17 protein-coding genes are annotated in these 21,268 nt (G+C 71.7%); 9 read left to right on the top strand and 8 right to left on the bottom strand.

Annotation, left to right across the window (positions count from 1 at the left end; genetic code table 11):
• Nucleotides 1–16: 16 nt before the first annotated feature.
• Nucleotides 17–1,504 (bottom strand): PLP-dependent aminotransferase family protein, encoded by a 1,488-nt coding sequence (locus OHA98_RS29990; RefSeq protein ID WP_266930081.1) that lies wholly within the window; start codon nt 1,502–1,504, stop codon nt 17–19.
• Nucleotides 1,505–1,551: 47 nt separating this feature from the next.
• Between OHA98_RS29990 and OHA98_RS29985 the strand changes: the two genes are divergently transcribed.
• The gene (locus OHA98_RS29985; protein WP_266930080.1) at nt 1,552–2,049 is read left to right on the top strand and encodes a carboxymuconolactone decarboxylase family protein; all 498 of its coding nucleotides are present in this window, start codon (nt 1,552–1,554) and stop codon (nt 2,047–2,049) included.
• Between the two features lie 55 nt (nt 2,050–2,104).
• On the opposite strand, the gene OHA98_RS29980 is transcribed toward OHA98_RS29985, so the two are convergent.
• Complete coding sequence (locus tag OHA98_RS29980) at nt 2,105–2,464, bottom strand: arsenate reductase family protein (protein ID WP_266930079.1); 360 nt, start codon at nt 2,462–2,464, stop codon at nt 2,105–2,107.
• 119 nt (nt 2,465–2,583) lie between these two features.
• On the opposite strand from OHA98_RS29980, the gene OHA98_RS29975 reads away from it, so the two are divergent.
• A complete protein-coding gene (locus tag OHA98_RS29975; protein WP_266930078.1) occupies nt 2,584–2,889 on the top strand; it encodes a hypothetical protein in 306 nt (101 codons plus the stop codon).
• Between the two features lie 123 nt (nt 2,890–3,012).
• The gene (locus tag OHA98_RS29970; protein ID WP_266930077.1) at nt 3,013–3,507 is read left to right on the top strand and encodes a hypothetical protein; all 495 of its coding nucleotides are present in this window, start codon (nt 3,013–3,015) and stop codon (nt 3,505–3,507) included.
• 91 nt (nt 3,508–3,598) lie between these two features.
• Here the strand turns inward: OHA98_RS29970 and OHA98_RS29965 are convergent, their stop codons facing one another.
• The 3 genes from OHA98_RS29965 to OHA98_RS29955 all read right to left on the bottom strand — a co-directional run bounded on the left by OHA98_RS29965 (nt 3,599) and on the right by OHA98_RS29955 (nt 5,088).
• Nucleotides 3,599–3,895: a helix-turn-helix domain-containing protein gene (locus OHA98_RS29965; RefSeq protein WP_266930076.1), complete on the bottom strand. Its 297-nt coding sequence runs from the start codon at nt 3,893–3,895 to the stop codon at nt 3,599–3,601.
• Nucleotides 3,892–4,653, bottom strand: a complete 762-nt coding sequence (locus tag OHA98_RS29960) for a hypothetical protein (RefSeq protein WP_266930075.1) — start codon at nt 4,651–4,653, stop codon at nt 3,892–3,894. The genes OHA98_RS29965 and OHA98_RS29960 overlap by 4 nt, the downstream gene beginning before the upstream one ends.
• Before the next feature lie 282 nt (nt 4,654–4,935).
• Nucleotides 4,936–5,088 (bottom strand): hypothetical protein, encoded by a 153-nt coding sequence (locus OHA98_RS29955; protein WP_266930074.1) that lies wholly within the window; start codon nt 5,086–5,088, stop codon nt 4,936–4,938.
• Between the two features lie 226 nt (nt 5,089–5,314).
• Between OHA98_RS29955 and OHA98_RS29950 the strand changes: the two genes are divergently transcribed.
• Nucleotides 5,315–8,146, top strand: coding sequence for a tetratricopeptide repeat protein (locus OHA98_RS29950; RefSeq protein WP_266930073.1), 2,832 nt, complete (start codon nt 5,315–5,317; stop codon nt 8,144–8,146).
• A gap of 57 nt (nt 8,147–8,203) precedes the next feature.
• On the opposite strand, the gene OHA98_RS29945 is transcribed toward OHA98_RS29950, so the two are convergent.
• Complete coding sequence (locus OHA98_RS29945; protein WP_266930072.1) at nt 8,204–9,121, bottom strand: serine/threonine-protein kinase; 918 nt, start codon at nt 9,119–9,121, stop codon at nt 8,204–8,206.
• Between the two features lie 65 nt (nt 9,122–9,186).
• Here OHA98_RS29945 and OHA98_RS29940 point away from each other — a divergent pair, with 65 nt between their 5' ends.
• From OHA98_RS29940 to OHA98_RS29925, 4 genes are read left to right on the top strand one after another with little or no spacing between them, the layout of a single operon-like run.
• Complete coding sequence (locus OHA98_RS29940; RefSeq protein WP_266930071.1) at nt 9,187–10,788, top strand: PD-(D/E)XK nuclease family protein; 1,602 nt, start codon at nt 9,187–9,189, stop codon at nt 10,786–10,788.
• A complete protein-coding gene (locus OHA98_RS29935; protein WP_266930069.1) occupies nt 10,785–11,921 on the top strand; it encodes a hypothetical protein in 1,137 nt (378 codons plus the stop codon). The genes OHA98_RS29940 and OHA98_RS29935 overlap by 4 nt, the downstream gene beginning before the upstream one ends.
• Nucleotides 11,914–15,453 carry a hypothetical protein gene (locus OHA98_RS29930; protein WP_266930067.1) on the top strand — a complete coding sequence of 1,180 codons (3,540 nt, stop codon included), beginning with the start codon at nt 11,914–11,916 and terminating at the stop codon, nt 15,451–15,453. The genes OHA98_RS29935 and OHA98_RS29930 overlap by 8 nt, the downstream gene beginning before the upstream one ends.
• The gene (locus OHA98_RS29925) at nt 15,450–18,236 is read left to right on the top strand and encodes a DUF3962 domain-containing protein (RefSeq protein WP_266930065.1); all 2,787 of its coding nucleotides are present in this window, start codon (nt 15,450–15,452) and stop codon (nt 18,234–18,236) included. Before OHA98_RS29930 ends, OHA98_RS29925 begins: the two co-directional genes overlap by 4 nt.
• A gap of 96 nt (nt 18,237–18,332) precedes the next feature.
• On the opposite strand, the gene glnA is transcribed toward OHA98_RS29925, so the two are convergent.
• Nucleotides 18,333–19,742, bottom strand: a complete 1,410-nt coding sequence (gene glnA / locus OHA98_RS29920; RefSeq protein ID WP_266930063.1) for a type I glutamate--ammonia ligase — start codon at nt 19,740–19,742, stop codon at nt 18,333–18,335.
• Between the two features lie 221 nt (nt 19,743–19,963).
• On the opposite strand from glnA, the gene OHA98_RS29915 reads away from it, so the two are divergent.
• The gene (locus tag OHA98_RS29915) at nt 19,964–20,431 is read left to right on the top strand and encodes an RDD family protein (RefSeq protein WP_266930062.1); all 468 of its coding nucleotides are present in this window, start codon (nt 19,964–19,966) and stop codon (nt 20,429–20,431) included.
• Between the two features lie 119 nt (nt 20,432–20,550).
• Here OHA98_RS29915 and OHA98_RS29910 read toward each other — a convergent pair whose 3' ends face one another.
• Complete coding sequence (locus OHA98_RS29910; RefSeq protein WP_266930060.1) at nt 20,551–21,258, bottom strand: DUF4191 domain-containing protein; 708 nt, start codon at nt 21,256–21,258, stop codon at nt 20,551–20,553.
• Nucleotides 21,259–21,268: the final 10 nt, after the last annotated feature.

Genomic DNA, 21,268 nt, shown 5'->3' with positions numbered 1-21,268 from the left:
GCGTACGGCGGGAGGTTCACGCGGGCGCGGGCGCCGGTCCGGGATCGGGCGCGGGGGGCAGGGCGCGGCACAGCGCCTCCAGGGCCTCCGGATAGGCGTGTTCGGCCGGTGTCGCGTACCCCACGACGAGCCCGTCCCGCCTGACCCGCCCGTCCTGCCCGTCCTGTCCGATCCGCCCGTTCCGGTCTCCGGCCCGGGGTGCCGGGGCGGCCGGGTGCAGATAGTCGCCGAGGCCCTCCACGGCCAGCCCCTGCCAGGCGGCGGCCCGTACCACCGAGTGCTCGGTGCCGGGCGGCAGTTCCAGCACCGCGTGCAGACCGGCCGAGATCCCGGTGACCCGGACCTGCGGCGCCCGCAGCTCCAGCGCCGCCACGAGCTGGTCGCGGCGGCGCCGGTAGCGCTGGCGCATCCGGCGCACCTGCCGGTCGTACGCCCCCGACTCGATGAAGTCCGCGAGCGTGAGCTGTTCCGTGGCGCTGGACCACTGCTCGCGCTCGCCCTTGGCCGCGAGTACCGGCTCCACCAGGCGTTCGGGCAGCACGAGCCAGCCGATCCGCAGGGTGGTGGAGAGGCTCTTGCTCACCGAGCCCAGCAGTGCCACATGCTCGGGGTCCAGTCCTTGAACGGCGCCCACCGGCTGCCGGTCGTAGCGGAACTCGCCGTCGTAGTCGTCCTCCACGACCAGGGAGCCCGTCGTCCGCGCCCAGTCGACCACGGCGGCACGCCGTTCGGGACGCAGCGGCCCGCCGGTCGGGAACTGATGTGCCGGAGTGAGCAGCACGGCTCTGTCCGTCCGCCCCAGCTCGGCCACCCGGGCGCCGTGTTCGTCGACGGTCAGCGGCCGGGTGCCGACGCCGTGCGCGGCGAGGAGTCCGCGATGGAACGGCAGGCCGTACTCCTCCACCGCCCACGGCCCGCCGAGGACTTCCGCCAGCAGGCGCAGCCCATGGGCGGCTCCGGAACAGAGGACGATCCGGCCGGGGGAGGCGCGGACCCCGCGCACCCTGGCCAGATAACCGGCCAGCGCCTGCCGCAGTTCGGGCCGTCCGTGCGGATCGCCGGGCCCGAAGGCGTCGTGCGGCGCCCGGGTGAGCGCGCGGCGCGCCGAGGCCAGCCACGCGGTGCGGGGGAAGACCGACGGGTCCGGCTTGCCCTGGACCAGATCCAGGAGCGGCCGGGCGGGGCGCCGGGGGGCGCGCGGGCGCTGTGCCGGAGTGCGCGGCACGGCCCGCTCGGCGACCCGGGTGCCCGAGCCCTGCCGGGCGGCCAGCCACCCCTCGGCGACCAGCTCCGCGTACGCGTCGGCGACGGTGTTGCGGGCCAGCCCCAGGTCGGCGGCGAGCGAACGGTAGGGCGGCAGCCGGGTGCCCGGGGGGAGGCGCCCGGCGCGGATCGCCTCGCGCAGCGCCCGCATCAGGACGGCCCGCCGGTTGCCCGTGCCGGACAGCTCCAGCGGCAGATCGCTGCCGAGGATCTCAGCGGAATTGACCCATGAATCCACCATCGGAATGCACCCCGTATCCGGTCGCCCGTCCTCATAGATTCGTACCCATGACGACGACAGAGATCAAGACGAACGACCGCACCGCCGCCCCCGCCACCACCGTCCGGCTCAATTTCGCGAAGGCCGCGCCGAAGGTCTTCCGGGCCGTGATCGGACTGGACGCGGCGGCCCGTGAGGGACTGGACCCCGCGCTGGTGGAGCTGGTGCAGATCCGCTCCTCGCACCTCAACCGGTGCGCGTACTGCCTCCACATGCACACCACCGATGCCCGCAGGGCGGGGGAGAGCGAGGAGCGGCTGCACATGGTGGCCGTGTGGCGGGAGGCGGGCCACTTCTTCACGGAGAGGGAGCGGGCGGCCCTCGCCCTCACCGACGCGGTCACCCGGGTCGCGGACGCGGGGGTGCCCGACGAGGTCTACGAGCGGGCCGCGGCGCACTTCGGGGAGCAGGAGCTGGCCCAGCTGCTCGCCCTGATCCTCACCATCAACACCTGGAACCGGATCGCCCTGGCCACGGCCAAGCGCGCGGGCACGGACGAGCGCTGACCCGGCCGGGGGGCCGGTGCGCCCCCGCGTGGAGTCCGTACCGCCGCGCCGGTGGTCAGCGGCCCAGCGCCTCCCGGACCGCCTCGTCCGTACGCGCCACGACCGCGCTGCCGTCGTCGGCGGTGATGATCGGCCGTTGGATCAGCTTCGGATGCCCGGCGAGGGCCGCGATCCACCGTTCCCGCGAGCCGTCCTCGCGCGGCCACTCCTTGATACCCAGTTCCTTGGCGGCCGCCTCCTGGGTACGCGTGATGTCCCACGGCTCCAGCCCCAGCCGCTCCAGCACGGCCCGGATCTCCTCGGGCGAGGGCACGTCCTCCAGATAGCGCCGGACGGTGTAGTCGGCCCCTTCGGCGTCGAGCAGGCTCACCGCGCCGCGGCACTTGGAACAGGCGGGATTGATCCAGATCTCCATGGGGCCAAGGTTACGGGAGGGGCTGCCGAAATCCCCTCTGGCCAGGGGCGATTGTCAGTGGTGGGCAGTAAAATGGAGGTAGTTCGTGAGGGTTCCACCACCGTGCCAGGAGGTTGCCGATGGCCGTTGCCGCAGTCACGACCAAGCCGCTCGACACCCAGCTCGCCATGCCCTTCCACCCGCCGCTGCCGAAGCCTCTCCAGAAGAAGCGACTCCCCGCGGGCCGCCCCCGAGAGTGGTACGTCTCCCACAACCGCCGGCTCAAGGCGATGCGTCTGGCCATCGCCCTGCTCGACACGGGCGTGTACCAGCCGTCGAGCGCCAGCAACCACAAGATACGCACCACCGCCGAGCACCTCGGCATCCATCCGCCGTCCGACACCACCTGCCGTATGGTCCGCACCCTGATCCGCTACGGCCGCTGACCCGGAGCGACCTGTGCCCCCGGGAGACCGGGGGCACAGCCGTACCCCCGGTCGGCGTACCCCGCATGCGGCCCCGCCGTCCCGCGCCTTGACTGGGACCATCGCGAGAGCCGGGAGGCAGACATGACCCTGCGGGGCGTACGGGGCGTGAGAGGCGTACGGGCCGTGGCACTGGCGGCAGCCGTGGCGGCGGCCGTCACGGGCTGCTCGGACGACGGGAGCAGCCCGTCCGACGCGGTGTCCAAGGCCGCTTCGGCCGCCTCCTCGCTGGCGTCGAAGGGCACCGACGCGGTCGCCTCCGCCACGGCCGCCGCACAGGACAAGCTGAACGAATTCAAGGACGGTGTGAACGCCAAGGGCGATGTCGACCTGGGCGCCGTCGCCACGGACGGCGACGGCCGCGCCACGGCGAAGTTCACCGTGACCAACAGCACCGACTCGGCCAAGTCCTACGCGGTCCAGATCAACTTCCGCGACAAGGGCGGCAACCTGCTCGACACCACGGTCGTCACGGTCGATGGCGCCCAGCCCGACACACCCAAGGACGCCACGGCCCGCAGCAACCGCGACCTCGACGGAGACGTCGAGGTGGAGGTGGCCACGGCCCTGCGCCACTGAACACACCGGCCGGCGGGCCGCGGCCCGCCGCCGCGAACGGCCGAGGGCCCGCCACCCCGGAGCGGACGGGGGGACGGCCCTCGATCCCGTGTCAGCGGCCGTACGGTGCGGACGTAGCGGTGCCGTCATCCGGTTCCTGGTCGCCCTCCAGGTCGACCGCGTACAACGGCCGCTCCTCGATGCCGAGCACGCGCATCAGAGGTGTGGTGGGAACCCGGTAGACACCGCCGATCCGCAGGACCGGGCAGGGGAAGGCGCCCCGGCGGACCAGCTGATAGGCGGTCCCGGTGCAGATGCCCAGCGCCCTGGCCGCCGTGCGCATGTCCACCGCCACCGGAAGCTCGAACACCTCGGTGAAGGACAGCGGGGTGCGCGGAGGCATGCTCATCGCCGCCGCCCGTCGGGCCGCAGCGAAACACGGCCGATACAGCGCCTGCGCCTGGTTCCCCGCGTCCGGAGGACGGCATCGGGGAGACCGAAGCGGTGGGCCAGAGCCCCGAGACGTGCCGCTTCCACCTGTGCCGCCGTGACGGTGATACGCAAGGGGGCGCTGAATCCGTCGGGCCTGTCCGGGGGCGAGACCTCCAGTTCCCAGTCGAACGGGTCGGAGTCCTCCGTCCCGTCCTCGTCGGCCGCTCCCGGGTGGCTGTCGTCCCGGGCGATGCTCTCGATATGGCCGACCGGGACGGCGCGGCGTGCCGAGCGCGCGTACCGCCACGCGCTGCCCCGGGCCGAAGCGGTCAAGGCGTCCGCCGCGCCGGGGAGTTCGGGGTCCAGTCCTTCCAGCGTTTCCAGCAGCGCGAGCACCATCTCCGACTCCACGTCGGCCCGGTTCGCCCGAAGCCGTGCGGAGACCCGGTACACCGTGCCGCCGAGACGGGGCAGGAGCAGCCAGACCAGCAGAAGTTGCCACTTACCACGTGGATCCGTCCCGCTCTGCGCGGCGCGGATCACTTCCCGCCAGATTGCCGTACTCAGCACCGGGTCCGCGTCGGGCCCGTGCAGCGCCTCGTGCGCCTCCGAGGGCGAGAGCGGCAGCGGCTCCCGCTCCGGGCCGATGGTCAGACGAACGTCTTCGACGTTCCGGGGATCGGCGAAGTGGGACGTGACGGCGGCGAACACTCCGCCCGGGTGGAGCAATGTCATGACATGTCCTCCCTCGGCACCACGGGTGCCGGGAATCCGGATCTTTGAGGGTGTGCTCTCTGGGACAGCTCAGCCGTGGACGGCGAGTGGATAAAACGGGCACCAGTCCCACGCGTCACAGATTTGTTGGCGTGGAGTGCTGAAGTGACGCGCTGCGGTGTGCGGGTGGATGGGAGGACCACAGGGGATCCCGCCGACCCGGTGGGCAGATTGGCGCGGAAGGTGCGGGTGCCCGCACATCGGCGGGCACCCTGATGCGTCGGCAGGCGGAAGGGTGAGCGGTTACGCCTGCTCGGACTCCGGGGTGGTGGGGGCGGCGGCCGGCGGAGCCTCCGGGCTCTGCGGCTTGGCCTTGTCGATCAGCCGCCTGGTCGACGGGATCGACGAGGAACGCAGGGCGCGGGTTCCGCGGCGGGGGCGGCGGCGGTTGGTCATCGGTCTCTCCTCGGCTGGTGGAGTCGTGTCGTGATCACCCGGTTCACGGCGGCGACCGCGTAGGGAAGTTGGCGGAAGCGCTTCGGTTCGGGCCGCTCGGCCGAGCGGCGCGCCGAGTGATGACGGCATCGTGCCCGGGTTCCTCGGACGGAGGGGCGGCGTGTTCTGAGGTGAATCTGAGGGCGATGCGGAAGGGGCGCAGGGGACGGGTGCGTGAGGAGTCGGGGTGCTGAGGGGGCAGAACATGCTGCTCGGGACGGCGGACGGTGCGGCCGGGACGCACGAGGGGAAGCACGAGGAAAGGGAGGTACGCGCACGTGTGCTCGGGGAGGTCGAAGTCCTTGTCGCTGGTGAGCGCGTTGTGCGGGGCGCGGACAAGGTGTCCGCCCTGTTCGCTCTCCTGGCCACCGCGGACGGATGCCGGGCCACGGTCGAAGAGGTCAAACATGTCCTCCGGTCGGACAGGACCGTCAGTGACAACGCCGTCAGCCAGTGGCTGAAGCTTCTCCGGGATGTGGTTCCCGGTGTGCCACGTATGAGGCTGCGCGAATGTTCGATTGTTCTGCCCCGTGACAGCCTGGATCTCTTCCGCTTCCGTGACGGGGTTCTGCGCGCGGCCACGCTGCGCGGGCAACAGTGCTTCGACGCGCTGGACCCGGTCATGGCCGCGTGGCCGCACGGGGAGGCGCTTCTGGGGCTCCCGGCCACGTTCGAGGCACGGCGCTCCGAACTGCGGATGGAATGGCTGGTGGCGGCGATCATGCGCCTGGACGCCGCACACGACGCCGGTCTGCACGCCTGGCTCCGGAAAGAGGCCGCCACCCTGTTCCGGCGCTTTCCGCAGAACGAGCGGATCTTCCGGTACCACCTGATCGGGCAGCGCCCGACGCTCTCGCGGGCAGCCCTGACGAAGCTGCTCAATCAGCGCCGGGAGCGGCACGGGGAGCCGAGGGATCCGGAGCTGATCGAGACGATCAGGGAGCTGCGCGGGAGCTCGTCCGGCCGGCGATCGCGTCGGGCCGGACCCCTGCGCCCCGTTCCCGCCCAGCTGCCCGCGTCCGGCCGGCCGGTGCTCGGCCGGGACGGACATCTCACCCCGCTGCGGGAGTTCCTCGGCGCGCGACGGGAGCAGGTCAGCAGCGCGCTGATCGCGCTGACCGGCATGCCGGGGGTGGGGAAGACCGCCTTCGCGCTCCGCCTGGGCGAACTCGTCCAACGGGACTACCCGGACGGCACGCTCTTCGCCGAACTGCACGGCGTCGCCGACAGCAGGACGGCCCCGGCCGACCCGGAACAGGTTCTGGACCAGTTCCTGGAGGCCCTGAGGGTGCGTACGGAAGCGACCGGACTCGAACCGAAGAGTGCGGCCTACCGCACGGCGCTGGCCACCCGGTCCGTGCTCATCGTCCTGGACGACGCGGCCGACGCGGAACAGGTCCTCCCCCTCCTTCCCGGCGGGGGCGCCTGCGCCGTGATCGTCACCAGCCGGGACAGCCTGGCGGGTCTGCGGGCCCGGAAGGAGGTGTACATGAGGCCGATCGAACCGCTGGACAGCGAGACCGCGGAAAACATTCTGAACGAGGTGATCCCCCCGCGGAGCCGGCTCAGGGCCGGGCATCTGATCAGTGAACTCGTGGAACTCTGCGGGCGTCTGCCCCTGGCGCTCACGGTGGTCTCCAAGCGCATCGAGGGGCGTACCTCGGACGGGATCCGCGCGCTCGTCACGGAACTCCGGGAAGAGCGGCGGAAGCTGGACGCACTCCACCGGTCCGGCCACGACCTCTCCGTGAGGCTGGCCCTGGACTGTTCGGCGCGGGCCCTGTCGCCGGAGGCGCAATGCCTCCTCTGGCAGCTCGCCGTCCATCCGGGGCCGGGCATCAGCTGGTCCGCCGCGGTCGACCTCGGGAGCGTGGGCGCGGGCGGCGATGTGGACCGGGCCATCGAGGAGCTGGTCGGGGCCAACCTCGTACAGCTGTCGTCCGACCGCTACCGCCTGCACGACCTGGTGCGGGCCTACGCCCGGCACGAGTTGGACCCCTCGGCCGCCGGCGGGCCGCGCGGGCGACTGGAGGAAGCGACGGTGCGCCGGGTGCTGGAGTACCAGCTTCAGTACGCGGGGGTCTGCGACCAGGTGCTCGACTCGGGCAGGACGCTGCCCATCGAACTGTCCGACGCCATGAGGGGGATCGTCGATCCCCGTGACGAGGAAGAGGCGATGTCCTGTCTGGACGACGAGTACGAGGCGGTCGTGCGGGGCATCGAGCTGGCCGTTCAGAAGGGGCTGAACCGCTACATCTGGCTCCTTCCCATGGCTCTGGTCACCTACCAGTGGCGGCGCAACCACCACGCGGCCGCGTACCGCAATCTCGTGCCCGCCGTGGCGGCGTCCCGGGAGGACGCCTCGCCCGGTGACCGGGCCATGGTCCACCGGATGCTGGCCGGCAGCGAGATGAGGATGGGCTCGGACCGGCAGGTCGTGTCGCACCTGGGCCAGGCCATCCGGCTCAGTGGGCTGGAAGCCGGCGACGCCGGACGCCTGAGCCTCGCCCGGTCCCTGCACATGCGGGCCATCGCCCTGCGCCGCCGGGGCGAGGCGGCGGCCGCGCGGGAGGACTACCGAAAGGCGCTGGACATGTTCCGGGACCTGCGCGACCCCGTGGGTGAGGCGGCGGCGCTGAACGGGCTCGGCACCCTGCGTCACGACCACGGCGAGTACGACGCCGCGCTGCGCGACTGCGGTGACGCCCTGCGGATCTTCGAGACGACCACCGACCTGAACGGAACGGCCAATGTGCTGGTCACGCTCGGAAAGATCCATCTGTCCCGGTCCGAGCGCGACGAGGCACTGCTCGTGTACCAGCGGTCCATCGGCATCTACCGCGACCTGGGCTACTGGCCCAACGAGGCCCGCACGCTGCGCCGTTACGCCGATGTGCTGACGGCGGCGGGACGGGTGCCCGAGGCCGTGGAGGCGTTGGAGCGCGTCGTCGAGCTGCTGGAGTCGATGGGTGGCGAGGGGCTGCGCGACGTACAGGACCAGCTGAGGAATCTGGGGTGACGCGGGTGACCGGGGTGACGGGGGTGATGCGGGCGGCCGGGGCAGCTCGGGTGGCCGTCACCGGACCGGGTCGCCGAGCGGCCACAGCGCCGAACGTCCGGTCCGGTAGAACTCGGTCGGATCGGGGTCCAGCGGCTTGCCCGGGGGCTTCGAGCCGGGCGGGAGGAGGAGCGGGCGGAGGAGGCGGAAGACCTCCAGCACGTCCGCCGGACGGTTCGCGGGCTCGCGGTCCACCATCCGCAGCGCGAGGGACCGGATCTGCTCCGGCACCAGCCGCAGACGGTCGGGCGGCAGGACCGGGCAATCGGGCTCGGGCCGTTCCGCCATACCGGCATAGGGCAACCGCATGACCGTCATCTCCAGCAGCAGGCAGCCGAGGGCGAAGACATCCGCTCGCGGGGTCACGCCGTCGGGATTCTCGTCGAACTGCTCGGGGGGCGCGTAACCGACCGTTCCGCAGCCCCGCTCGGTGGGTTCGCCGATCTCGATGGCCAGTCCCATGTCGATCAGCCGCACCCGGCCGTCCGGCTCCAGGATGATGTTCTCCGGCTTCACATCACGGTGGACGAGCCGACGCGTGTGCACCTGATGCAGGATTTCGCACAGCTGGCCGATGACCGCGGCCGCCGTGGACACCTTCAACGGCCTGGCGGAGATCATCGTGTCGTACAGGGCCGCCCCGTCCACGAATTCCAGGACGATGCAGTACCGGTTCTGATAATGGCCGCTCGCGAGGAATCCGGGGATTCCCTCGATTCCCGCGAGGTGTTTCGTGCGACCGCCCTCGACGGCGAGTTCCTGGGCGATCTCGCCGTAGTGCCGTGTCGATTCGAACTCGCGCGGTTTCTGCAGCTTGATGGCGACTTTCCGGTCCGTTCCGAGATCCCAGCCCGCGAAGAGCTCCCCCTGGCCCCCGCTGCCCACCATGTCCATCAACTCATAGCGCCCCAGAACCATGTTCTTCACCGTCGTCATCGAGCTACCTCCGAATTCTGCCGCACCCTGTGTGCGGCCGGAATCGACTGAGAAAGGGAGTCACCATGGCGGAATCCTGGACACCCCCCGACGGGTTGTACCGGAAGTCCGATGTCATCAACGTGTCCCTGGGCATGTTCAAGAGCAACGCATACCGCTGCCCGGCCGCCGACGCGCTGAAGGCACGAGGCTATCGCCCCCAGCGCCCCTCCCCGCGGGGCCGGGAACTGTTGGAACAGTTCGCCCTCGGCCCCATGATGGCCGCGCTCGACCGCGGTGCGGCGGACGACGGAGCGGTACGGGGCGCGGCCCCGGACAGCGCGGAGGACCCCGGCGCCGGACGCCGGACGGCCACCGTCCACGACGGTCTGCGGCAGTGGACCGCGCACGCCGTGTCCATGTACCGGGCCGCGTTCCCGCCGGATCCGGACGATCCCCTCGCCGAGGCCCCGGAACCCTGGGCCTACCGGCACCAGTTGTCCGTCCCGGACGGCCGGGGCGCACGCCAGTACCGCATCACCGCCTGGGGCCGCTGCCTGCGGTCGGCGGACGGGACCCGGCGCGAACTGCGCCTTCCGGTCAACCGGTTGAGCGATACGGCACCGGACGAGGCACATGCCGCCGCGGCCGCGCTGGTGCTGGCCGAGGGCACCCCGGGCCCACCGCCCGAGCACGTACGCGTCGTGGAGTTCGCGCTCCTCGACGGCGCGGTGCGCACGCTGTTCGACGGCACCCGGGCGGAAGCCGTCGAGCGGTACCGGACCCACGGCGCCACCGCCCTGGCCCGGCTGCTGGACAACCACGAGTACCGGCCCGGCTCCGCGTGCGGAGGCTGCGCGTACCTCGCCGTCTGCCCCGCCCTGCGCAAGGCGCCGGGTCTGCTGGGGGTCGGCACGCCGGGGAGGCCACGCCGCACCTGGTCGGTCACCAACGGGCGCAACTACCGGGCGTGCCTGGCCCGCGATCATCTGCGCAGGCTGAACCTGCCCACCCTGGACGCGGTGGAGCGGGGCCCCGCCGCCGAGCGCGGCCGCGCCGTGCACGCCTACCTCGCGGAGCGCCACGGCCACGGCTCCCTCCGGCCGTGCACCGTGAATGTGCCCGCGCACTGGGTTCCCGAAGGCTTCACGCTGCCGGACGAGGAACGCGAACTGGGGGTGCTCCTGCTCCGCCGGCACGCGGCGGTCTGCCCCCTGCTGTGCGTGCGGGACAGGAGCGACCTGCGCGCCGAGCCGCGGGTGGTGCGGTACGACGCGACGGGCAACGCCGTCGTGATCGCCGCACCCGATCTGCTCTACCGGGACGGTGACTCCTGGGTGTGGCGCGAGACCAAGACGTCGGCCGGTGAGCGCCGGAAGTCCGGCGGGCTTCTCGACGACTACCCGCAGCTGGCGCTCGCCGTTCCGCTCGTCGCCGACGGCACCATGGGCGGTTCGCCGTCGCGCTCGCGGATCGAGATCGAGGTACTCCGCCCCGGCGGAGCGGACCTGGAGATCATCGACCCCTTCGACCGCGCCGTCCGGGCGGCCGCCGAGGGGGTGCTGAGCGGTCTGGCGGCCGACTGGCACCGGGACGACACGCACACCGCCCGGCCCGGCCCCCAGTGCGCCCGGTGCGAGGTGGCGCGCTGGTGCCCTTCGGGCGCCGGGGAAGGCGTGGCGGCGTGAGGCCCCGGGTACCGGCGCCGCGGACGGGCCCGCCGGCCGGAAGCCACCAGGGGGAGGAACTCTTCGCCGAGCTGGCACGTGTGGTGGCCGAGACCTCCGGCCAGGAGCGGCTGCGGTCCTTCTCGCTGCCCTATCCGCGTGACGCCCAGCTCGCGCTCGACCGCATGGTGCTGCACTGCCTCGGTCAGGGGCGCACACCGCCCAGGAGCGTTCCGGAGCTGCTCTCCTGGTGCCGGCGGACCACCGCGGGCGACCCGTTGTTCCGGGTCCCGCCGGATCAGGTCTCCCCGGACGCCACGCTCGTCCACCCGGTCGGGGCGATGCCCACCAGGACCTGCCTGGAGCTGGCCTCCGCCGGTCCGCGGGGGCGGATCGAGCAGGAGGCGATCAGCCTCATGGCGGGGCTGGAGGCGCGCTGCGGCTCGGCCGTGGAGTACCGCCGCTGCCGGAGTTTCCTGATGGACCGGCCCCTGGTCAGCCAGACGGACCGGATGCAGCACGGGCGCGGACGCTGGAACAAGGCGGTCTGGGACCGGGTCAAGGGCCTGTACGGACCTGTACCGGAGTCCCTGCGGTGCGGGCGGACGCTCTTCCTGTGCGGGACCTGCGGACTTCCCGCGCGGAACGGCGACGAGCGGGCGGGCCGGCCGGGTGCCTGGTGCGAGAAGGAGGACTGCCCGCCGGGGATTCCCCTCCGGCTCGTCCGCGATCCCGGCCACGCCCTCCTGCTGCGGCGGAGCCTGCGGGTCTTCCTCGCCCTGACCGGCCCGACCGAGCGGGCGGCACTGGCCGAACTCACCCGCGCGAAGGCCGTCCACGAGTTCAGCCCGTCCGGCCTCGGCTCCTACCGGATCCGCCGGGCGGACGTCCCGGACCGGCTGATGCGCGTCTACGACCGGCAGCAGCCCGCCCTGCTCGCCGCCCGGGTCGACGAATCCGCCGACGGCCCGTCCCCGGTGACGTTCGTCGTGGTGCCCCGGAGGCGGGCGGACGACCCCGTCTACCGGGCGGCTTTCGAGAAGGCGGTGCACACCGGTCCTCGCGGGCGGCCGGTGCTCACGGCCCCGGAGGACCTGGTCCGCGACGTACGGGCCTGCCGCACCGCGAAGGAAACGGAGAGGGACCATGCGTAGCCTGAACCAGCCGCTCGGCGAGGTCGTCGAGGAGCTCAAGGCGTATGCCGGGCCGACCGTGCGCAGCCCGGCGCTGGAAGCCCTGTGTCAGGTCGAGCTCGGCCTGCACCTACAGCGAAGGCTGATGCCCGACAGCCCCGCGGCGCACGCGTGGGTGCTGTTCAGCGGGTACCCGTTCGCCACCGCGTGGGGTGCCCCGATGCCGGCGGACGCCGAGAGGACGCTCCACGTCGCACGCTATTCCCTGTGGACCCTGCGCCGGCGCCGGGCCTGGCGCGAGGCGCTGGAGCGGTACCAGCGGTTCCCCCGTCCGCTGCGCGTCTTCGACGTACCCGACCCCGACCTGCCCGCCGAAGCGTGCGGGACGTCCGTCGCGCACGGGCGCGGGCAGGTCTACGACGAACTGCTGAGGCTCGCACCGCCGCTGACGGGCAAACGGCTCCGGCGGGCGGGGCCCGGCCGGCACGCGTTTCCGGTCGGCCGCAACATGGCGCTGGTCGACCTGCCGTCCGTACCCGGCACACCCCTCGTCGCACACGACGTGGACAGGCTGCCGCCGGGCGGGGGCGAACCGCTGACCTTCAGCCTCGCCGAGCTGGAACGGACCGCGGCCCGGATGGACGCCCGGCAGTCCGGGCAGGACTGGGCCGGCAGGCTGCGGGCCTTCGGCCTCTCGACCAGACAGGGCGACGGCTTCGGACCGTCCACCACCTTCACCGTCGACCGGATCCAGCACCTTCTGGGCATCGTCGGGGCGGGCAAGAGCACCCTGCGCGACATCATCGCCGTCCACCTGGCCACCCTGCCCGTCCCCGGGCGCGTCACCGTCGTGGTCGGCGATGTCACCGAAGTGCTCAAGCTCGTCAAGCTCTACAACGTCCACACCGACGGCGCGGCCGCTCCCGTTCTCGGGGCGTCGGGCAGGGAGCGGCATGCCCAGCGGCTGCACCGGCGACTGGCCGGGCGGGGCGAGCACCGGCTGCTCGCCCACGACGACTCCTCCTTCGACTACCTCGGCACCTCCTGCGCGTTGAACGTCCTGCGCCGCGGCACACCGGGCGAGGGGCCGCTCGGCTTCGGGGAAGCGCCCTGCAACCGCCTCCAGCCCACCTCCCGCCGCCCCGGACCCACGGACGGACAGGGGGCGGTGCGTTGGCAGAAGCAGACGGTCAGCTGCCCGTACTGGTCGGTCTGCCCCCGCCATCACGCGGCCCGCGAACTCGTGGACGCCGACATCTGGGTGACCACACAGGCCGGTCTCATCGACGCCCGCCCGCCGCGTCCGCAGAACGGCGAACGCATCCGCTATCTGGAGCTGGCCTGCCGGCGCAGCGACCTTGTGATCGTGGACGAGGCGGACCGGGTCCAGATGCAGTGGGACCAGTCGTTCGCCCCGGCCGTCCTGCTCGCGGGCGGTGACAAGGACGGCTTCATCGACAAGCTGAGCGGGCACAAGACGCGTGAGTTCTCCGTCGGCGGCAGGACCCAGCTCTCCGACCGGGAAGTGGAGAACTTCTCGGCGGCGCTCAACACGGCGGGGGCGGCGACCGACCGCCTCTACGCCATGCTGGTGGGCAGCCACGAACTGCGTACCTGGGTCAGGACCGGCTACTTCAGCGCCTGGACCCTTCAGCTCGGACTGCTCGACGAGCGCTATCCGCTCCCGGAGGACGACGGCCGGAGCGGGCCGGCCGGTTCGGACACCGCCGCCAGGGAGGCACTGGGCACCCGGCTGGACGCCTTCCGGGACAACCCGTTCGGGGACCGCTTCCGCTTGACCTCGGAGGACTTCGCCGAACTCACCGGTCTGCTGAACGAAGTGCTGCACACCAGCAATCCCGACCATACGAGGCGGCGCCTCGTGACGGTGATGGAGAGGGTCTTCCAGCTGGACGAACCGTTCATGGCCGCGCGGAACGCCCGGTACGAGAAGGAGCTGGCCGTCTGGAGGGCCGCGCTGAGGAAGTGGGAGGAGGGGCCGCGCCGGAGGAAGGAGCCCCGGCCGCCGCAGAGCCCGGAAAGCTGGAAATCGGAGTTCGCCCGGCATTTCGAGTTCACCCTTCTGCTGTGCGCCCTCGAACCGAAACTCGCGCTGATCAACGCCATGTGGCCCCGGGTCGAGGCGGCGCTCAGACTGGACTACAACTCCATGTACCGCCGCCCGGCCGACTACGGACCGATGGTCCCCGAGGCGCCGATGGGAAATGTCCTCGGTTTCCAGTTCCACGTCAGAGGACGGGACGAAGGGGGAGTCCGCAGCGGGGAGCTGAAGTTCTTCCGGTGCAGCGGCGTCGGCCGCGAACTGCTCCGGGCGATGCCCGATCTGGCGGCCGTGGACGGCAGGCCGGGTGCCCATGTCCTTCTCATGTCCGGCAGCAGCTGGGCCGGCCGGTCCAGCCGCTACCACATCCCGGTCGACGTGGGAGTGGTCATCGAGCCACCGCCGGAGGTGACCCGTCGCATCGCCGGGAGGAGCGAGATGCGGTTCGAGTTCATCACCGAGGACGGGGCCGCCCTGCGGATCTCGGGAACCGCCCAGGAGGACCGGCCGGAGATGCTGCGCCGCATCGCGACACGGCTGGGAGCGAGCGTCGACGAGGACGAGGAGGACGGCGGCCCCCTGGAGATGGAGCTGCTGTCGCTCCCGGAGGGACGTGACCACATCCTGCTCCTGGTGGGCAGTTACGAAGAGGCGCGGGTGGTGGCGGACACCCTGCACACCCTCAACTCCCGCTGGAAGAACAAGGTCCTGCGGCTGGTCTCGGACGACGAGGACATCGACGACGACAGCGAGGGGGACGGCGACCACCACGCCCGGGTGCTGCGCCGGGGCGATGTGGAGCAGCTGAAGGACTGCCGGGCCGACATCCTCGTGGCCCCGCTCCTCGCGGTCGAGCGGGGGCACAACATCCTCAACGACGAAGCCGTGGCGGCCATCGGTACGGTCTACTTCCTCGCCCGTCCGAATCCGCACCCCGACGATCTCGGGCTCGCCGTCCACGCCATCAACGACTGGATCGTCCGGGCGGGGGACAGCGGCGATTTCGCCTCCTGGGTCCGCGGTGGCGCGCATGTGGAGGAGGGCGCCGAAGAGGTCCGGCGGCGGGCGCGCTCGCGCTGGTACCAGGTGCTCCAGCGCAGCATGGCCTGGAGCCGGCTCGGGGACGACCGCGAACAGGTCACCTGGGACCTGCTCGTTCTGATGTGGCAGGTCATCGGACGGCTCGTGCGGGGTGGCGTGCCTGCCCGCGTGGTCTTCGTCGACGCCGCCTTCGCACCGTGCGCGTCCGCCACGCCACCAGGGCCGGACACACCGGAATCCAGCCTTCTGCACAGTGTGCTGGACGTACTGCGGCCCTACTTCGCCGGTACCGGCGAGAAGTCGGAGCACGACCGGTTCATCACCGAGGCCCTGTACGGGCCGCTGTGGCTGATGCTGAACCGCTGTCTGCACCCGGCCCCGCCCACCGGTGAACCGGAAGAGCCCGGCCCCGTCGCCGACGAATCAGGGAGCACCCCGTGTACCACGTGATCAGGACGGCAGCCTACGAACCCGACCCCGCGTACGGGCCGTGGACCGAATCCCCGTACGTGATGCCGTTCAGCGAGGAACTGCGGGCGGAGCTCACGTCCCTGTACGCCCGCACGCGCCGCTGCGGGGACGACCCCGTGCAGCTGCCGTTCCGCCGGCTCAACTCCCTGCTGCGGGCCATGGCCCCCGGGGTCGTCGCCACCGCGCGCAACGCGGGTGCGGACCCCCGGCTCCCCTGGCTGTACGGGCGTGAGCCCGTTCCGAGGGAGGTGATCGCCCCACTGATCAGCACCTGGGCGGCCGGTCTGTCACGGACACCGGCACCGGAGGACGAGGACGGGACGGCCGACGCCACGAGCAGGGAGGACGAACTGTTCCAGGGCCTCGACGCGGTCCTGGAGGACCTGCCCCCATGGCAGTCCGTACCCGTCGACCTCACCGAGACGACGGTCTCGGCGGGCGGCACGGCCGAACCCGCCCAGCGGCTGTACAGCCTGCTCCCGGAGTGGATCGCCTTTCGGCTGGCCGCCCGCCCGTTCCGTACCGGAGGCGCCGAACTCCGCTTCCGCGTGGTGAGCCGCGAGAACGGTGCGGAGCTGGTCTCCTGGCCGCCGCAGCGGTACGAGCACCGCAAACGGACCTGGTACTACTCCGCCCTGGTCGGTGTCAGCGTCCAGACCGTGCCGTTCGCCGGCCGGTTCCGGGTCCATGTCTCGACCAGCGTCCGCCGGTGGGCCACCCGGCCGGAGGCCCGGTCCCAAGACCTGCGGGGGGTCACCGTGCTGCTGGACGCGCCACTGCCCTGGCCGGACCTGCCCGACCGGCGGGAGCGGCTGATCGAGAACTCGTTCGCCTTCGACCGCGGCCGCGGGCGCCTGGCGTGGCGCAGCCGGAGCCCCGCCCTGGTCCTGCCCGACCTGGACATCGTGCACAGCTATCCGGAACCGGGGGATCTGCTCACCGAGCCGGAGAAGTGGATCAACGGACGCCAGGACATCGCCGCGGGAATCGTCTACCGGCCGGCCCTCGGCCCCCACAGCGTCGGCCCCGGACTGATGCCCAAGGAGCGCGCGGAGCTGGACGCCTGGGCCGAGGAAGGACTACGGCCCATGCTCCGGCGCGTCCCGGACCTGACCAGGGTCACCCGGCACAACACTCCCGTGCTCCTGCCCCGGTCCGGCCCCGCGGGCGATGCCGCCTCACGCGACGCGCGCCGGGCGGCGGCGCGCCGCGAGGCGCTGGCGAGTGCCCTGGACGGCAGCCCGCTGGAGATCGACATCCTCTGGCAGTCGCCCGAGACCCGGGCGGAACTGATCGCCGCGCTCCCGGAGCTGATCGGACTGCCGCCCGGCCGCAAGGACAGCGACCGCAAGGACAGCGACCGGGCGGCCGACGGCCGGGCGGCCGACGGCCGGGCGGCCGACGGCCGGGCGGCCGGCGACCGGACGGAGGAGACCTGGCACTGGCAGGCCGACGGTCTCGACATCCGGGTCCGGACCGGCCACGCCGGAGCACTGGCCGCACCGCTGGACCTCCCGGGCGACCGCGGACGACAGCGTGCCGTCCGCCTCGCGGAGGCCATCGCCGACCGCGGCGCACTCATCGCCGACCGCGTCGAACGGCCGAGGGACGTACGGGGGATGGCGATCATCGAGCTCGGGGGAAAGGACCACTTCCGGGCCCTCGACTCCGATCCGAAGCACGCGCTGCGTCTCGGCTTCGCGGGCCGCGGGCGGCTCAGCCAGTTCATCGGTCTTCCCGGGGACGCCGAAGACACACTCCCGCACCGGGCGCGCTCGGCGTGGCTCGACGCCTTCCGCCAGCTCGGGGCGACCGCACCTCCCGCGCACCGGGTGGGGCCGGGCATCCCGCAGGACGTGCAGTACGCCGCCCTGTGGCTGGTGCGCTACACGAGGAAGGGCCCCACGCGCTGCCCCGCGCGCCGTCTCGTCGCCGTACGGGTCCGCCCCGACGAGGGCCCCGGCGGCATCCATGGCTGGGACTCCGAACGCGCGGCCTGGGTGCCCTACCCGGACCTTCTTCTCGCCCTGTCCCGGGACGCCGCGGTCACCGCGCCCGCCCCCGCCCGGGGCGGAACGGTCACCGGCGACGGGCAGCAGGAGGCCGAACGGCAGATCCGGGCACTGCTCTACCAGCTCCGCGACCGCCCCACCCTGCTGATGGCGAGCAGCGGAAACCTGCGTCAGTGCTGGCCCCGTCTCCGTAACGGAGCTCTGGCCCGGGACATGCTGGGCTTCGGCGCGTCCGACGCCCAACGGCTCGCGGTGTACGGCCCCGACCTGCGGGTCGTCCTCGCCCGGGACGCCAACGGCCGTGAGGAGGTCCCCGAGTGGTACGCACATGACGGCGTGGGCCGGGCGGGCTTCGCGAAGGGGGTGTGGGGCACGTCCGACCCGGAGAACCGCGTCTTCGCCAGCACGGCCGACGTACCGCACACGGCGACGCTGCCCAAGGGCCTGATGAAACTGGTCCCCACCGCCGCGGGCCGTACGGCTCCCGGCAAGAGCGCGTGGAATCCGGTCCATCTGGAGCTGACCGTGCTCGGCTGCCTGTCGGAGAAGGCCCTGGCCGACGCCGGAAGGACCGACCGCCCGGCCGACCGGCCCGCCGAATGGGCCACCCTCGCGCACCAGCTCCGCTTCCACGACGACTACCCGCCCCTGGCCCGCCCGCTGCCCCTGCACCTGGCACGGATGGCGAACGAGTACGTCCTGCCCCTGGCCACCGCACCGCTGAAGGCCCAGGTGCCGGACGACGAGTAGCGGAGCCCCGACGCCCGAGGGCCGTCACCCCCGAACAGCGGGTGACGGCCCTCGGGCGATGACTCCGGCGGCCTCACCGGCCGACGGGGACGTGCTTTAGAGGTCGAAGTACAGCTCGAACTCGTGCGGGTGCGGGCGCAGCTGGATCGGGGCGATCTCGTGCGTGCGCTTGTAGTCGATCCACGTCTCGATCAGGTCGGGCGTGAAGACACCGCCGGCCTGGAGGTACTCGTTGTCGGCCTCCAGCGCTTCCAGCACGGCCGGGAGCGAGGTCGGGACCTGCTGGACGTTGGCGTGCTCCTCGGGAGCCAGCTCGTAGAGGTCCTTGTCGATCGGCTCGGCCGGCTCGATCTTGTTCTTCACACCGTCGAGGCCAGCCATCAGCAGCGCGGCGAAGGCCAGGTACGGGTTCGAGGACGGGTCCGGGGCGCGGAACTCGACGCGCTTGGCCTTCGGGTTCGAGCCCGTGATCGGGATGCGCATCGCGGCGGAGCGGTTGCGCTGCGAGTACACCATGTTGACCGGGGCCTCGAAGCCGGGGACCAGGCGGTGGTACGAGTTCACCGTCGGGTTGGTGAAGGCCAGCAGCGACGGGGCGTGCTTGAGGATGCCGCCGATGTAGTAGCGCGCCATGTCCGACAGGCCCGCGTAGCCCTGCTCGTCGTAGAACAGCGGGTCGCCGCCGGCCCACAGGGACTGGTGGACGTGCATGCCCGAGCCGTTGTCGCCGAAGATCGGCTTCGGCATGAAGGTCGCGGTCTTGCCGTTGCGCCAGGCGACGTTCTTCACGATGTACTTGAAGAGCATCAGGTCGTCGGCCGCGGCCAGCAGCGTGTTGAACTTGTAGTTGATCTCGGCCTGGCCGGCGGTGCCGACCTCGTGGTGCTGGCGCTCGACCTGGAGGCCGTTCTTGTCCAGCTCCAGGGAGATCTCGGCACGCAGGTCGGCGAAGTGGTCGACCGGCGGGACCGGGAAGTAGCCGCCCTTGTAGCGGACCTTGTAGCCGCGGTTGTTCTCGGTCGCACCGGTGTTCCAGGCGCCCGCCTCGGAATCGATGTGGTAGAAGCTCTCGTTCGCCGACGTCTGGAAGCGGACGTTGTCGAAGACGTAGAACTCGGCCTCGGGACCGAAGTACGCGGTGTCCGCGATGCCGGTGGAGGTGAGGTACGCCTCCGCCTTCTTGGCCACGTTGCGCGGGTCACGGCTGTACTGCTCGCCGGTGATCGGGTCGTGGATGAAGAAGTTGATGTTGACCGTCTTGTCGCGGCGGAACGGGTCCACCCGAGCCGTCGACAGGTCGGCGCGGAGCGCCATGTCGGACTCGTGGATGGCCTGGAAGCCGCGGATCGACGAACCGTCGAAGGCGAGTTCCTCGGCCGGGTCGAAGGTCGCTGCCGGGATCGTGAAGTGCTGCATCACCCCGGGCAGGTCGCAGAACCGGACGTCGATGAACTTGACGTCGTTGTCCGCGACGTACTTCTGCACTTCGTCGGCGTTCTGGAACATCCAACTCCTCCTACTCCCGGCCCGGGAGGGACGGGGTTGCAGCTCGTTGTGCGGCCAGTGCGGTGGCACACGCTGGACCCGACCATAGGCAGGCGGGATTTCTCAAGCATGACCCATTTGTTTCGCCCAAGTTAACCGGGGCGGGTGTGAGCGGCGCCTCAGCGACGTGTACCGGTGCCCCGCCCGGCCGGGCGCGGACACCCGCGCAGTACCGTGGACGGGTGGACAACAGGCAAGCAATCGGATCGTGGCTCTCCGGGCCGCGCGCGGCCGCCGAGGAGATGGGTGCCGACTTCGGCTACCGGGGCAAGAGGCTCGGTCTGCCCGAGAAGGGACCGGGGTCCGTGGCCCCGCTCGGCCGCCGCTTCGGAGCACTCTTCATCGACTGGTCGCTCTGCATGGTGATCGCATACGGGCTGCTCGCTCGCGGTGACCAGCAGGCGGCGGGCAACTGGGCACTCGGGATCTTCCTCGTGATGAGCGTGCTCACGGTCGGAACCATCGGCTCCACGCCCGGCAAGCGCATCCTGGGGCTGCGCGTCGTCTCCGAGAACGGAGGCCGGGCCGGTGGTGGCCGCGTGATCCTGCGGAGCGTGCTGCTCCTTCTCGTCATTCCCGCCCTGGTCTGGGACCGCGACGGGCGTGGTCTGCACGACCGGCTGGCCCGCGCCGTTCAGGTCCGTATCTGAGCCGGATCCCCGTACGGGGGCACAGGGCACCGGGCAGGGAAAAGAACGAAAGAGGCGGCCCCGGTACCGATCAGGCCGATCGGTACCGGGGCCGCCTCTTTCGCGCGTGGGTGGGGCGGTCAGCGCATCTTTCCGCCGCGCGGCATCCGCATGCCCTTGGGCATCGGGCCCTTCGGCAGCGGCATGTTGCTCATCAGGTCGCCCATCGCCCGCAGCCGGTCGTTGGCCGCGGTCACCTGCGGGCCGGTCAGGACGCGCGGGAGCTTCAGCATCTTGGTGCGCACCTTCTTCAGCGGCACCTGGCCCTCGCCGTCACCGACGATGATGTCGTGCACCGGTACGTCGATCACGATGCGGGCCATCTTCTTCTTCTCGGCCGCCAGGAGGCTCTTCACCCGGTTCGGGTTGCCCTCGGCCACCAGCACGATGCCGGCCTTGCCGACGGCCCGGTGGACGACGTCCTGGCTGCGGTTCATCGCGACCGCGGGCGTCGTGGTCCAGCCGCGGCCGACCCGGTCCAGTACCGCCGCCGCCGCGCCGGGCTGTCCCTCCATCTGCCCGAAGGCCGCCCGCTCGGCACGCCGCCCGAAGACGATCGCCATCGCGAGGAGGGCCAGGACGAAGCCCAGGATGCCCAGATAGACCGGATGCCCGACCACGAAGCCGATGGCGAGAAGGACACCGAAGGTGACGATTCCCACACCAGCGACGACAAGACCGATCTTGGAGTCGGTCCGCCTGGTCATCTTGTAGGTCAGGGCGATCTGCTTGAGCCGCCCCGCGTTCTCGGCGCTGTCCGCGCCTTCAGTGTTTGCCTTCCTCGCCATGTACAGAAGT

The sequence above is a fragment of the Streptomyces sp. NBC_00654 genome (assembly GCF_026341775.1).
Classification (GTDB): Bacteria; Actinomycetota; Actinomycetes; order Streptomycetales; family Streptomycetaceae; genus Streptomyces.
Note: the sequence above shows the minus strand (reverse complement) of the source record. Positions and strands in the feature narration are given on the sequence as shown.

Excerpts from the sequence above, each read along its gene's own strand:
- OHA98_RS29955 (WP_266930074.1), bottom strand. The coding sequence starts at position 5,088 with ATGACCAACCGCCGCCGCCCCCGCCGCGGAACCCGCGCCCTGCGTTCC.
- OHA98_RS29985 (WP_266930080.1), top strand. The coding sequence starts at position 1,552 with ATGACGACGACAGAGATCAAGACGAACGACCGCACCGCCGCCCCCGCC.
- glnA (WP_266930063.1), bottom strand. The coding sequence starts at position 19,742 with ATGTTCCAGAACGCCGACGAAGTGCAGAAGTACGTCGCGGACAACGAC.
- OHA98_RS29945 (WP_266930072.1), bottom strand. The coding sequence starts at position 9,121 with ATGACGACGGTGAAGAACATGGTTCTGGGGCGCTATGAGTTGATGGAC.
- OHA98_RS29930 (WP_266930067.1), top strand. The coding sequence starts at position 11,914 with ATGCGTAGCCTGAACCAGCCGCTCGGCGAGGTCGTCGAGGAGCTCAAG.
- OHA98_RS29980 (WP_266930079.1), bottom strand. The coding sequence starts at position 2,464 with ATGGAGATCTGGATCAATCCCGCCTGTTCCAAGTGCCGCGGCGCGGTG.
- OHA98_RS29910 (WP_266930060.1), bottom strand. The coding sequence starts at position 21,258 with ATGGCGAGGAAGGCAAACACTGAAGGCGCGGACAGCGCCGAGAACGCG.
- OHA98_RS29970 (WP_266930077.1), top strand. The coding sequence starts at position 3,013 with ATGACCCTGCGGGGCGTACGGGGCGTGAGAGGCGTACGGGCCGTGGCA.
- OHA98_RS29965 (WP_266930076.1), bottom strand. The coding sequence starts at position 3,895 with ATGAGCATGCCTCCGCGCACCCCGCTGTCCTTCACCGAGGTGTTCGAG.
- OHA98_RS29990 (WP_266930081.1), bottom strand. The coding sequence starts at position 1,504 with ATGGTGGATTCATGGGTCAATTCCGCTGAGATCCTCGGCAGCGATCTG.
- OHA98_RS29975 (WP_266930078.1), top strand. The coding sequence starts at position 2,584 with ATGGCCGTTGCCGCAGTCACGACCAAGCCGCTCGACACCCAGCTCGCC.
- OHA98_RS29960 (WP_266930075.1), bottom strand. The coding sequence starts at position 4,653 with ATGACATTGCTCCACCCGGGCGGAGTGTTCGCCGCCGTCACGTCCCAC.
- OHA98_RS29940 (WP_266930071.1), top strand. The coding sequence starts at position 9,187 with ATGGCGGAATCCTGGACACCCCCCGACGGGTTGTACCGGAAGTCCGAT.